Source organism: Candidatus Zixiibacteriota bacterium (assembly GCA_014728145.1).
GTDB lineage: Bacteria > Zixibacteria > MSB-5A5 > JAABVY01 > JAABVY01 > WJMC01.
Genome location: WJMC01000069.1, coordinates 26,041 through 39,069 on the forward strand (window position 1 = coordinate 26,041; position 13,029 = coordinate 39,069).

The 13,029-nt window shown below is 49.6% G+C and carries 9 protein-coding genes; all 9 read left to right on the forward strand.

Annotated elements, in window-relative coordinates; all coding sequences use genetic code 11:
- The first annotated feature begins 33 nt into the window (after positions 1-33).
- Entirely contained in the window at positions 34-1,767 is a 1,734-nt protein-coding gene (gene secD / locus GF404_04310) for a protein translocase subunit SecD (protein ID MBD3381402.1), read from the forward strand.
- 11 nt (positions 1,768-1,778) lie between these two features.
- Positions 1,779-2,759 carry a protein translocase subunit SecF gene (gene secF / locus GF404_04315; protein ID MBD3381403.1) on the forward strand — a complete coding sequence of 327 codons (981 nt, stop codon included), beginning with the start codon at positions 1,779-1,781 and terminating at the stop codon, positions 2,757-2,759.
- 127 nt (positions 2,760-2,886) lie between these two features.
- Positions 2,887-3,462 carry a helix-turn-helix domain-containing protein gene (locus GF404_04320; protein ID MBD3381404.1) on the forward strand — a complete coding sequence of 192 codons (576 nt, stop codon included), beginning with the start codon at positions 2,887-2,889 and terminating at the stop codon, positions 3,460-3,462.
- 46 nt (positions 3,463-3,508) lie between these two features.
- Positions 3,509-4,735, forward strand: coding sequence for a serine hydrolase (locus GF404_04325; protein ID MBD3381405.1), 1,227 nt, complete (start codon positions 3,509-3,511; stop codon positions 4,733-4,735).
- A 446-nt stretch (positions 4,736-5,181) separates the two neighbouring features.
- Positions 5,182-6,528, forward strand: coding sequence for a cytochrome ubiquinol oxidase subunit I (locus tag GF404_04330; protein ID MBD3381406.1), 1,347 nt, complete (start codon positions 5,182-5,184; stop codon positions 6,526-6,528).
- Positions 6,525-7,553, forward strand: a complete 1,029-nt coding sequence (gene cydB, locus GF404_04335) for a cytochrome d ubiquinol oxidase subunit II (GenBank protein ID MBD3381407.1) — start codon at positions 6,525-6,527, stop codon at positions 7,551-7,553. The genes GF404_04330 and cydB overlap by 4 nt, the downstream gene beginning before the upstream one ends.
- 165 nt (positions 7,554-7,718) lie before the next feature.
- Positions 7,719-8,396: a DUF4159 domain-containing protein gene (locus GF404_04340; protein ID MBD3381408.1), complete on the forward strand. Its 678-nt coding sequence runs from the start codon at positions 7,719-7,721 to the stop codon at positions 8,394-8,396.
- A gap of 10 nt (positions 8,397-8,406) precedes the next feature.
- The gene (locus GF404_04345) at positions 8,407-11,802 is read left to right on the forward strand and encodes a hypothetical protein (GenBank protein MBD3381409.1); all 3,396 of its coding nucleotides are present in this window, start codon (positions 8,407-8,409) and stop codon (positions 11,800-11,802) included.
- A partial coding sequence (locus GF404_04350) for a tetratricopeptide repeat protein (GenBank protein MBD3381410.1) occupies positions 11,799-13,029 on the forward strand: 1,231 nt, incomplete at its 3' end. The genes GF404_04345 and GF404_04350, both read left to right, overlap by 4 nt.

A 13,029-nucleotide genomic window follows, 5' to 3' on the forward strand; every position in this document is an offset into this window, starting at 1 on the left:
GATAAATTGATGATTGAGGAGGAACGGATCTGAATGCGAAAAACTGAAACGATACGAATCGTGGCCATACTGGTAATTGTGGTGGCTGCGTTGTACTTTTTATTGCCTACGATTCGGTTGATGGTTACCGGCGAGGATGAACTGGCCCGTATGAAAGAGACCGACAGGCAGTCTTACAATGAGCTGATCCGAAGTTCGATCAAGCTGGGGCTCGATCTCCAGGGTGGCCTCAGGCTGGTGCTCGAACCGGAAGTCGCCAATGCTCAGAGCCAGGCGGCCTCCAATGTCGCCGATCAGGCCCTGGTGATTATCTCCAACCGTATCAATGGTATGGGCTTGACAGAGCCGGAGATCCGCAAGCGCAAGAACAACCAGATCGTGGTAGAGATACCCGGCATCGATTCTTTTTCGGTCGCCAGCGCTAAAAAACAGATCTCCCAGATAGCCAAGCTGGAGTTCCGTTTTCTGGAAACACCCACTGTCACCCAGCAGACAATCGAAAAAATAGACTCTTATCTGGCCTCTAAGTACAGCGACCAGATGCCGGATCAGAGCCTGACCGACACTTCCGCTGAAGAGCCCGAAATCGATCTCGATACTGCCGGCACTGATACTGCCGCGGGCGAGGAAGAAATCGAGCTCGAGGACACCCTGCCGGAGGTAGAGCAGGAACCGGAGCTGGCGGATGTCGAAGAGGCCGAGGCTGAGGATATCGAAGAGGATCCTTCGTTTGCCGAAACTTCGCTGTCTGCTTACCTGATGAATGCTGACCGTTCCTCATTTTATATTAAAGGTAATAAAGACCGGGTGCAGAAGATTCTGAACCTGCCCGAGGTTCAGGAGATCATCCCGGATAATTCAGAATTTCTGTTTTCGACCGGACCTGAGGAATTCAACGGTATATTCTATGACCGCCTCTACCTGGTCAAAAAGGAAGTCGTGCTGACCGGTGAGTCGATCGAGGGAATTCAACCGTCGTTCGACCAGTTCCGTAATCCCGAAGTAGTCTTCGATATAAAATCGAATTATCGTGCCAAATGGGCATCGGTGACCGGCAACAACCTCCAGAAACCACTTTCGATCGTGCTCGACGGTCGGGTGGAATCGGCTCCCACTATTCAGAATCAGATTACAACCAGCGGCCGTATCACAATGCGGTCCGGCGCTACCTTTTTGGAGGGTCAGCAACTGGCCAACGTGCTCAAGTCAGGTGCCCTGCCGACTCGCCTGATCGTCAAAGAGGATGTCATTATTGGTCCTTCTCTGGGTAAAGATTCGATCCGCAAGGGTATCACCGCCTCGATGGTAGGTATCATTCTGGTAGCGATATTCATGCTGTTTTATTACCGCGCCTCCGGAATCGTGGCGGTCATCGCCCTGCTTTTCAACTTGTTCGTACTGATGGCGGTGATGGTCATACTGAATGCCACTCTTACAGTCCCGGGGGTGGCTGGTATCGTGCTCCTGGTCGGTATTTCGGTCGATGCCGCGGTGCTGATTTTCGAGCGTATCCGTGAGGAGATCCGTACCGGCAAGACTGTCCGTGCGGCTATCGATGCCGGTTATGCCCGCGCCACGGTGGCGATTATCGACTCGAACATCACTACGCTGATTGTAGCAACTCTGCTTTACTATATCGGTTCCGGGCCGGTCAAGGGATTTGCCGTTACTCTTTCGATCGGTATTTTGATCTCGCTTTTCTCGGCCCTGGTGGTTACTCGTACTATCTTTGAATTCCGTAAAACCTACAAGAAGCTGAGTATTTAAAGGAGTCGGCCATGTTCAGGATAATTGGTAAAACTAATATAGATTTCATCAGCCAACGCCGGTATTCCTTCGTGGTTTCCGGCATACTGCTTCTGGTCGGCCTGTTCGCCTTCTCCATGATCCTATTGGAGAAAGCCAATTTCGGCATCGATTTCTCGGGTGGTACCGAAATGGCCGGCATTTTTGAAAAACCGATAACGACCGAAGAACTGCGCACCGCGCTGACAGACGAGGGTTTGACCGGGGCCCGCATCCAGACCTACCAGATATCGGATACGACCGCCTTTTTGATCAAGATTAAGTCCGGCACCGTGACTGAGGCCGATATCGAAACCGGCGAGGTGACCGACACTGCTCTTGTGGCTGAATCCACCCTGTCTGAAAGAGTCGGCGAGAAAATCCTCTCGGTTATTAACGACAAATTCCCGGGCAACGATTTCCATATGCTGTATTCGAATATCACCGATCCCTCGATCGGTCGTGAGCTCAAGGACCAGGCGGCCTGGATGGTGATCGCGGCGGTGATCGGAATCCTCATGTATATCTGGATCCGTTTCGATTTTCGCTTCGGTGTGGCCGCGACGTTTACGACCTTCCATGATGTATTACTGGTGCTGGGAATCATGTTCCTTCTGGGTCGCGAGGTCAGTATCCTGCTCGTTACCGCGCTTTTGACACTTGCAGGTTACTCATTGACCGATACGGTGGTGGTTTTCGACAGGATTCGTGAAAACCTCAAAACCTTCCGCCGCAAAGGCGATTTCGTCTCCACCGTCAACCTCTCGATCAACGAGGTCCTGAGCCGTACTCTGGTGACTTCGATTACAACGTTATCGGTGGTAACCGTACTGTTCATATTTGGCGGTGAGGTGGTTCATGATTTCGCTCTGACCTTGATCTTCGGAATTATCGTGGGTACCTATTCCTCGGTCTTTGTGGCCTCGCCACTGATCGTGGTCTGGGAAAACCTGGCCCCCAAACGCTTTAAATAAGAAACTGCAAAATTGAGATAACGAGCCTCCGCATATGCGGAGGCCTTTTTTTTGAGAATTCAACTCTATATGATAAATGCCTAAAGATTCCTATTGACAATGATAGGGTTATTTCTATATTAGAAATATGACTAATGACAGGCAAATACAAGAAGTAATGGTTTTAAGTGAGGAGCAGCAGGTCAAGGCGTATGTTCATCCGACCAGAATCGTTATTGTTCAAATGCTCGCTGAACTGAAAATGACTGTCTCACAGGTTGCCAGAAAACTTGGAGTTCATCCAGCCAACCTGACTCATCATTTTAAGCTTCTTCAAAAAGCCGGTCTTATTAGGCTGGTAGAGAAGCGGGATATCGGAAAGAACATAGAGAAGTATTATCGCGCTTCGGCAATTGATTTCGTGGTAAACACAACCCGGAGAAAACAGGTGGATAAAGTTCATCTTGCCCTCTCTGTTTTAAAGGCTGATCTCATAGAAGCTATGGGTCGAATTAAAAAACAGGATTCAGCAGATGTTCTGTCGATCTTAAACAGTGCCAGACTCAGCCAGGCCGATTTCAATTTGTTCGTGCGCAGGCTCAGGGGTCTGGCAAATGAGTTCAAACAGTGTGATTCCGATACCGGGAGAACGTACAACCTGAATGTAAGCATCTATCCGGGTGAAATTTCGAAAACCAGCAGTAAGAATATCTCAATTCTATAAGCGATTTTCACAGTTCAATCACTTAAAAGGTATTTGGGTTTGATTCATGATTAAAGAATTGATTGGAGCGCTGTCTGCTAAAATATCATCTCTGTTTACCTCAGCAGGTTCAACTTCTGATTGGAACTGGCAACCCGTTGTAGGAAGTGATGAGGAATTGACGGAGGTTTTAGGGCAGATTTGTGACGAGTTCGATCAACCTGCCATGTCCGTCGCGATAATAGTCGGTTCTGATATAATAGCGAAGGCGGCAAGCGGTGTTTGTGAATACGGAATGAATACTTCAGTAGACATTTCCAGTCGTTTTCATATCGGCTCAACCACAAAATCGATGACCGCGATGCTTCTTTCGGCATTGGTTGAAGACGGTAGTTTGAGCTGGGAAATGACCCTCGATCGGCTCTTGCCGGAGATTGAAATGCGGAATGAATACAAACAAGTAAGTCTGCACGATCTGCTGGTCAATCGGGCGGGGATCGTACCATTTCAGCAATTTGGTCAGGATGACCCGGAGCTGACCGAAAAAATCTGGAAAGAGATACCTTTGGGCTTCGCCGATCCTGTTCAGCAAAGGCTTGAGATGGCAAAAGTTCTGCTAAGTGCGAAACCATTCGTAAAACCCAGAACCAAAGCTGTATATTCCAATGCCGGCTGGGCAATCGCCGGTTTGATAATAGACAAAATCACCGGAAGCTCGTATGAATCGGCTTTAAGGCATAAAATTCTTGACCCTCTGGAGATGTTCGAAACAAAAGTTGGCGGATGGCCTGCATCACCTGCAGATTTGAACCAGCCGCGCGGCCATTATCCACCCGAACAGGGTCATTATTCAAAACCCAAAGCGCAGTCGCTACAAGAAGATTATGTTCTGCCATTTTGGATGAATCCTTCCGGGGGCGTCCATTGCAGTATCAGCGATCTTGCCCTTTATGTTCAGGAGAACCTTCTTGGTCTAAAAGGAGAAGGGAAATTGCTTTCGAGAGCGAGTTATAAAACTATTCACAGTATTCAGGTAACCGCTAAAATGAGGGAAATGTATATCGGTTTGAAAAGCGACGCGGATGCTTCCTACGGTTATGGATGGGCGGTAGTGCCGGTAGAGGGTGATCTACTAAGCATTGCTGATGGAAGCGGCGGTACGTTTTTCGCCAGGTTGATAGTATTTCCGCCTCTCAACGCAGCTTTCTGCGGGTTGACGAATTGCGGTAATGGTGCTGTGGCCCTTGATTGGGCAATCGAGAAAACTACCGGATTCGAGTGGAATAGCCATTAGTTTAATCTGCTTGCATTAAGGCCTTAGACTAAATTCACACAAATTCCTGTTTCAGTGGATTTCAATCATTCACGGTTGATTTGATCTAATCAATTTTTTTCAGATAACTGGCGGGGGTGGTCCATCTCATTCAGGTTAGTATCTGAAAAACAGTATAAAAATGATAGCATCAAACTATTCATCTGCATACGAGCGGGTCATCAATTTCGGATGTGTATCCGCCGACTTTCAGCGACAGTTAAGATGCCACAAACCCTCGTGATTGTTTATTATTGCTGATTTCGCGGCCTGTGAATTTATATCCAATATTTTAAATTCGACCAGCGTATAGAGTTTACAGGTTGTGAAAAAAAGATTGGTGAGGTTTTTTCTTGACCGCTTTACTCAACAGTTGTAATCTTTTCAAAGCTGACGGATGCACCATGTAAGTTAAGGCGAGCATACTGATGGATCTGGAACTATTATCACGAGTTCAGTTTGGCCTGACTGTCGGATTTCATTATTTGTTCCCACCGCTTTCCATAGGACTGGGGCTTTTTCTGGTTATAATGGAGGGCACTTATCTCAAGACAAAAAACGAACTCTACCACAGCATGACCCGTTTCTGGGTCAAGATTTTCGGCTTGATATTTGCCCTGGGTGTGGCCACCGGTATCGTCATGGAATTCCAGTTCGGTACCAACTGGGCCACTTATTCGCGCTATGTCGGCGATGTTTTTGGAAGCGCTCTGGCGGCTGAGGGAATTTTCGCCTTTTTCCTGGAATCCGGGTTTTTGGCGATCCTGCTGTTCGGCTGGGACAAGGTGTCGAAGAGAATGCATTTCATTGCAACTGTGCTGGTGGCGTTCGGGGCGCATTTTTCTGCCATCTGGATCGTGGTCGCCAACAGCTGGCAACAGACCCCGGCCGGGCATCATATTGTCGGTACCGGCGATACGGCCCGGGCCGAGATCCTCGATTTCTGGCAGGTTCTCTTTAACCCCTCGTTTCTGGACCGTATCAGCCATGTTTTCATGGGATGCTGGCAGGCGGGGGCTTTTTTCGTCCTGTCGGTGTCAGCATTTTACCTGCTACGCAACAAGCATCGCGAGTTCGCCAAAGCTTCCATGAAGATAGCGGTCGTGATAGCCGTGGTATCATCATTATTACAGCTCGTGACCGGTCATTCCTCGGCCCATACGGTAGCACGTACCCAGCCGGCTAAATTAGCCGCCTACGAGGGACATTTCCCGGCTGAGGCTCCGGCCGGATTGTACCTGTTCGGGTGGGTCGATGAAGAGAATCAGAAAACCACCGGGTTTGAGATTCCGGGATTTCTGAGTTTTCTGGTGCACTGGGACAGCGAGGCACCGGTGACCGGGTTGAATGCCTTCGCTGAGGAGGACAGGCCTCCGGTCAATATCGTCTTCCAGTCCTACCACCTGATGGTGGCGATCGGTATGCTCTTGATCCTGATTTCGCTTATGGCGGCGGTGAAATGGAAGCTGGGCAGCCTGTTTACCACCCGCTGGTTTCTGACAGTACTTGTGTTCTCTGTTCTTCTGCCACAGCTTGCCAATCAGCTGGGATGGTTTTCGGCCGAAGTCGGACGACAACCCTGGGCGGTATACGGGCTTTTGCGCACCGAGGATGCGGTCTCGGTTTCGATCGGAGCGGGGCATGTAATCTTTTCTCTGATCCTGTTTATGCTAATTTACACCTTGCTTTTTGCGCTGTTCATCTATCTTCTCAATGAGAAAATCCAGAAAGGTCCCGAGGGGATCGAAACTTCGGAGGGAAAACTGGCGGCATGAATTTCGCCCTCGATTTAAATTCAGTCTGGTTTATATTGATCGGGATCCTGTTTGCCGGGTATGCCATGCTGGATGGTTTCGACCTGGGAACCGGCGCGCTTCACCTGTTTACAAAAACTGACCAGGATCGGCGGATCATGTTGAACGCAATCGGCCCGGTCTGGGACGGTAACGAAGTCTGGCTGGTGACCGGTGGCGGAGCTCTCTTTGCGGCGTTTCCCGAGGTCTATGCGACTTCGTTTTCCGGATTCTATATCGCCATGATGCTTCTGCTGGTCGGGTTGATCTTCCGCGCGGTCGCCATTGATTTCAGGAGCAAACAGGAGATGAAATGGTGGCGGCAGTTGTGGGATGTCAGCTTCTCGGTCTCCAGTATCCTCTCATCACTTCTGATTGGTGTGGCGCTGGGAAATATCGCCTGGGGCATTCCGCTCGATGCCCGTGGTGAATTTATCGGAAATTTCTTTACGCTGTTGAATCCCTATGCCATCATGGTCGGGATTACGACTGTAGCCCTGTTCATGATGCACGGGGCGATTTACCTGGTTATGAAAACCGAAGGCGAACTGCAGTCCCGGATCCGGGGCTGGGTCAACAATACGATTGTTTTCTTTATTATCTGCTATGTCACCACGACTATGGCAACTCTCCTGTACGTGCCGCATATGTCGGCCAATATCAAGGCCAATCCGTGGTTGTTCGTAGTACCGCTTTTGAATATGCTGGCGGTTGCCAATATCCCGCGCGAGATACACCACGGGCGCGAATTTCGTGCTTTTCTGTCATCCTGCGCCTCGATGATAGCGCTTCTGGCCTTGTTCGGGATCGGGATGTACCCGAACCTGATTCTTTCCAATCCGGAAGTCGCCAACAGTTTGAATATCTACAATGCCGCCTCCTCGGATAAGACGCTGGGAATCATGCTGATAATTGCCGCCCTGGGAATGCCTATGGTGATCGCATACACGACCAGTATCTACTGGATTTTCCGGGGTAAGGTGAAACTTGACTCCACCAGCTATTGATTTCTCTTTCAGGATGTAAAACAGATGATTGTCCGGAACTCTTTATTCAATCCGGGCTTGACAAATCCGGATTTATCCTTAAAATCCATAATAAATCTGATTGCTGGCTGATTTTCCTGCCGATTCCATAAACTTTCAGGGCACTTGAGCGTTTAAGAGTATATGATGGAACGATTTATTGTAGTTATTACCTGTCTCTGTTGCGTATTATTATGTATGTCGGATCTGTCCGGCGCGGAGGATACACCCTCCAGTCTGCAGATCGCCCGGCTGAAATATTTTGGCGGGGGGGACTGGTACTGGGGACCTTCGGCTCTGCCGAACCTGATTGAATTCGTGGATAGAAACACTCCGCTTCAGATCGCACCGGAGGAGGTCCGGCTGACTTTGACCGATGAAAAGCTGTTTCACTACCCATTTCTATACCTGACCGGTCATGGACCCGTGCGGTTTTCAGTAGAAGAGGAAGAACGGCTGGCCCTGTATCTGACAGCGGGCGGTTTTCTGTTCGCCAACGATTCCTATGGTTTACGGAAATCGTTTATGGAGGAGATGGAGCAGGTCTTCCCGGATACAGAACCGGTCGAACTGCCGTTTTCGCATGGTATATTCAATTGTTACTATAATTTTCCCAACGGTCTGCCCAAGATCCATGAACACGACAAAAAACCTCCACAGGCATACGGGTGGTTCGTGGATGGTCGCCTGGTGGCGCTTTTGGCCTATGAGTCCGATATAGGTGATGGGTGGGAAGATCCTTCAGTTCACAAGGATTCACCGGAAAAACGCCAGGCCGCCCTTAAGATGGGTGCCAATATATTAACCTGGGTACTTTTAAACTGAAGAGGATGATATGCCCGAAGACAAACAAATCCAGCTTCTGACGACGCGTTTGAAAAAATTGGGGGGGCATATCCTTTCGATCAGGCTCATGTTCGGCCTGATGCTGTTGATCGCACTGGCCGCCATATCCGTTTTTGTGGCCACCGCCGTTCACGGCCTGTTCTACCTGCCGGTCTGGTTCAGGACGGCTTTCGATATACTGGTCGGGATCAGCGCATTCGCGCTTATGATCTGGTTTATATTCCGTCCGCTTATCCTTCGTCCGCGGGTGGAAACCTTAAGCCTGCTGGTCGAGAGGAAACATCCAGGCTTGAAAAACCGAATGATTGCCGCTCTGCAGCTCGAAAAGGAATTATTGCAAAACAAGCAAAATTATTCGCAGGTACTGATTCGTCAATGTATCCAACAAGCCGAACAACTGAGCCGGGAAATCGATTTCAAATCCAGCTACCGACATCCGCATCTCAAAACCGGTCTCAGACTGACCGCGATCTCGGTCGTAGCTGCTGTGGCCATGCTGGTTTTATTGCCCGGTTTGTTCTCGTCCTCGTGGCAGGTCTTTTCCGACCCGCTGACCGAAATCCCGCGAGAGTTGACTTATGATTTGGTGGTCGAACCGCAGTCTGTCGATGTGCTCAAATTCGATGACCTGAAAGTGAGCGCCTATGTATTCGGTCATAAGCTTCCCGAGGATGCCAAAATTTTCTGGAAAGTGGCAGAGAAGTGGCGGGAAAATGAATTCAAGCAGGGCAACGAAGCCAGCGAGTATCCTGAGTTGCAGTCCGCAAATTTGAAGACAATCAGCGATACACTGATTTTTGACTATACATTCGAGGAAATCCGTCATGACTTCGAATACTTTGTCGAGGTCGGTGATCTCAGGTCTCCGATGTACAAGGTCGCGGTGGTCGACAAACCCCGTATCAACAATATAAAATTGTCATATTTCTATCCTGAATATACGCGTCTTTCGCCGGTCGTGATCGATGAAAACGACGGCACTGTGCAGGCCCTCAAAGGCACCGAAGTCAAGCTCGAAGCGCTGGCCAACAAGCCTGTCGCTGAAGCCGAGGTAGTCTTCGAAAATGGCAGTTCACAAAAGCTTAAGGTCGATTCCAATCAATTGTCCGGGACGTTTCCGGTTGATCGTGACGGGTCATATCATATCAGCGTGGTGGATGCGATCGGCCATCGTAATCCAGATCCGATCGAGTACCGAATCATGATGATGGAGGACCTGCCACCCTCGATTCGAATCGTCAAGCCGGGTGGAAATATCGACCTGGATGATTACCTGGCATTCGATCTGCACGCTTCGCTTTCTGATGATTTCGGTTTCTCGAAGCTGGTGTTGCATTACACAATTCATCTCTCAGCACTGGAACATCACCAGGACTCGACGATTTTCAGAATCGACCAGAATAAGAGCGATCAGTTGATCGAATACTTCTGGGATCTCTCCAATAAGGGGCTTTACCCGGGAAGCTATGTCGATTACTACTTCGAAGTTTTCGACAACGATTATATATCCGGTCCCAAGTCGGCTGTCTCGCGGACATATACCGCGCGTCATCCGACGATCAACGAGATGTTTACAGAAATCGAGGAAGCCCGTGAAGAGATGATTTCGGATATGATCGAAGCTCTGCGCACCGAGCAGAAGATAAAAGAGGCTGTCGAGAAACTGCATGAGGACCTGCAGTTCTCCGATGAGATCGACTGGGAAACCAAGCAGGATATCCAGAAGACTCAGGCTGAGCAGGAAGAGCTGATCAAAAAATTCGAGGAGGTCTCCAAAGATTTCAAAAAGCTCAATGAGCAAGCCAAAAAACAGGACCTGCTGAGCCTCGAGATGATCCAGAAACTCAATGAACTGCAGAAACTGTTCGACCAGGTGGCTACTCCCGAGATGAAGGATGCGATGCGCAAGCTGGCCGAGGCGATGGAGAAAATGGACAAAAACGAACTGGAAAGGGCGATGAAGGAATTCGAGATGTCGAGCGAGGAAATGCTCGAAAATATCGAGCGCTCGATCGCACAGCTCAAGCGTTTCCAGGTAGAGCAGAAAATGCAGGCGATGGTAGCTATGGCGGAGAAGATGCTGGAGAATCAGGAAGGTATCAATGCCGATGTGTCCCAGGCTCAAAAGGAGCAACTGTCGAAGATCAAGCCCCGTCAGGATACTAATAAAGATGAATTTGAACGCTTGAAAGAACACTCCAAAGAGCTCGAAAAAATGCTCGAGGAGAATCAGATGCAAAACGACCAGAGCGCTGGAAGTTTTTGCCAGGCGGTCAATGACAACCAGGCTGATGTGCCGATGGAGAAGGCCTCGCAGGCGATGAGCCAGAAGGATCAAGAGCAGTCGGCACAGCAGGGCGGACAGGCCTCGATGGACCTGGAGAAGCTGGTCGACCAGATGAAAAACGCCCAGTCCCAGTTCTCCAACCAGATGTCGGCCGAGATGGTGCAGAAAATGCGCGACGCGGTCGATCAATTGCTGTATCTCTCGGATGAGCAGGAACAGCTTTACAATGAAATAGAACCCCTCAGGCCGTTGTCCGGAAGCATGAACGAGCTGGCCCAGAAACAGCAGAATTTGACCTCGGAAACCGAACGGATACGTAACGAACTGGTAGATATGGCCAAGCAGTCGGCCTTTATGCAAAGCGCTATCGATGATTTCATGGAACGCGCGCTGTCCTCGATGAGAAGTTCGGTGGAGGCGATGTCTAACTCGAATCAACGCAGTGCCGCCTCCTACCAGAACGAGGGTATTTATTCACTCAACCGCTCCGCGCAGACATTGATACAGTCATTGAACAACCAGTCGCAGTGTAACTCGAGTTGCAACAAGAATCAGTCGATGTTCACCAAGATGAAAAAGATGTCCCAGAGCCAGAGCAAGGTCAACCGCCAGACGCAGAATATGTGCAATAATCCGGGCAACAACATGGGTAAACCATCGGCCGAACAGCTTCGCAGGCTGGCCGCGGAACAGTCCCAGATCGGGCGCGGGATCCAGGAGATGGTGGACGAATTCGGCAACCGCAAGGATGCCCTCGGTCGACTGGATAAGATGTCCGGTGAAATCAGGGAAGTGGTCGAAGCGCTCGAAAAGGGTGAGACCGGCCCGCAACTTATGGCGCGCCAGAAAAAGATCTATTCGCGTATGCTCGACTTCCAGCTTTCATTGGAACGACGAGATTATTCTGAACAGCGTAAGGCCGATACCGGCCAGGACGTGGTCCGCGAATCTCCCGATGAACTTGATTTAAAGGGCAACCTGTCCGAATCCGAGTATCGTGCCAAGCTCGAAAAGTATATGCAGGAAACATATCCGCCTGAATACGAAAACCTTGTTAAAGATTATTTCAAGGCGTTGATGCAGTCTGATAACCGATGATTAAGCGTTCGCACACAGTAATTGTAGTTCTTCTATTATCTCTGCTGGTACCGGTATTCGCTCATGCGATCGAACCCCAGCATGCCAAGCAGTTGACTATGGCCCGGCGTTACCTCGGGGAGGGGATGACCGAGGAGGCGTATTCGATTCTGGACAACCTTCTCAAGCTGTACCCATCGGAACCCCGTATGTTAAACGAGATTTACAAACTCTATAAAGACAACAAGGACTACGAACGAGCGCTTGAATTACTGAATCATCGCCGTATGGTCTTCCCGCGCGACAAGAGTCTGACTTTAGAGAAGGGCAGTCTGTTTCTTCGTATGGGTGAGGATGATTCGGCCTCGGTCGCCTATAATAAATATCTGAAGCGCATGGGGCATTCTCAGGCCGGCTATAAAAATGTATCCCGGGCCTACCAGTTGAATGGATACTACCGTCAGGCAACGGAGACATTTTTGGCGGGACGGAAACAGATCGGCGATTCATCGATGTTTGCGCAACAGCTGGGCTGGCTTTACCGCCAGAGACGTAATTACAAAGACGCCACCCTCGAATTCTATAAATTCATGACCGCCGATACAGCCAACCTCCGTCACGGGATTTCGGATATACGGAGCCTGATTAGTTATCTCGACGATTATTCCGAGCTTAAAGACGCGTTTCAGCAGATAATTGAAAATAATCCCGATGATTTTCATGCCCACGATTTCTACGCCGAAATTCATCTCAGAAAAGGCCATCTCGACAGCGCTTTCGAGGCGGTCAAAATTGCCGACAGCCTGGACGAAAAAGACGGTCGTCATCTGTTATCATTCGCCAACAACTGCCTGACGCAGAACCGTTTTCGGATGGCCGAGAGAACCTGCCGGTATATCCTGGACAACTATGATAATCCGCAAAGCAAGGGTATGGCCGAGATCCACCTGGCACAAGCCTATCTCAACCTCGAGCGACCTGATTCAGCTATAATGATCTATCATTCGATAATTGAAAAGACATCGTCTAATCAACCGCGCTGGTTTGACGGTATTTACCTTTTGGGGAATACCTTCCTGGAGCATCTCTACCAGACCGATTCAGCCCGATACTACTTCAACCAGTTGATCGAGAAAGATCGCACAATGCGCTGGGCTGACCGGGCGCGTATGAAGATCGCGGATTCGTATATAATCGATAATCAGCTCGAGCGTGCCGACAGCCTCTATCTCGCTGTCAACACCAACA

Excerpts from the sequence above, each read along its gene's own strand:
- secF (MBD3381403.1), top strand. The coding sequence starts at position 1,779 with ATGTTCAGGATAATTGGTAAAACTAATATAGATTTCATCAGCCAACGC.
- GF404_04340 (MBD3381408.1), top strand. The coding sequence starts at position 7,719 with ATGGAACGATTTATTGTAGTTATTACCTGTCTCTGTTGCGTATTATTA.
- GF404_04330 (MBD3381406.1), top strand. The coding sequence starts at position 5,182 with ATGGATCTGGAACTATTATCACGAGTTCAGTTTGGCCTGACTGTCGGA.
- GF404_04320 (MBD3381404.1), top strand. The coding sequence starts at position 2,887 with ATGACTAATGACAGGCAAATACAAGAAGTAATGGTTTTAAGTGAGGAG.
- GF404_04345 (MBD3381409.1), top strand. The coding sequence starts at position 8,407 with ATGCCCGAAGACAAACAAATCCAGCTTCTGACGACGCGTTTGAAAAAA.
- secD (MBD3381402.1), top strand. The coding sequence starts at position 34 with ATGCGAAAAACTGAAACGATACGAATCGTGGCCATACTGGTAATTGTG.
- cydB (MBD3381407.1), top strand. The coding sequence starts at position 6,525 with ATGAATTTCGCCCTCGATTTAAATTCAGTCTGGTTTATATTGATCGGG.
- GF404_04325 (MBD3381405.1), top strand. The coding sequence starts at position 3,509 with ATGATTAAAGAATTGATTGGAGCGCTGTCTGCTAAAATATCATCTCTG.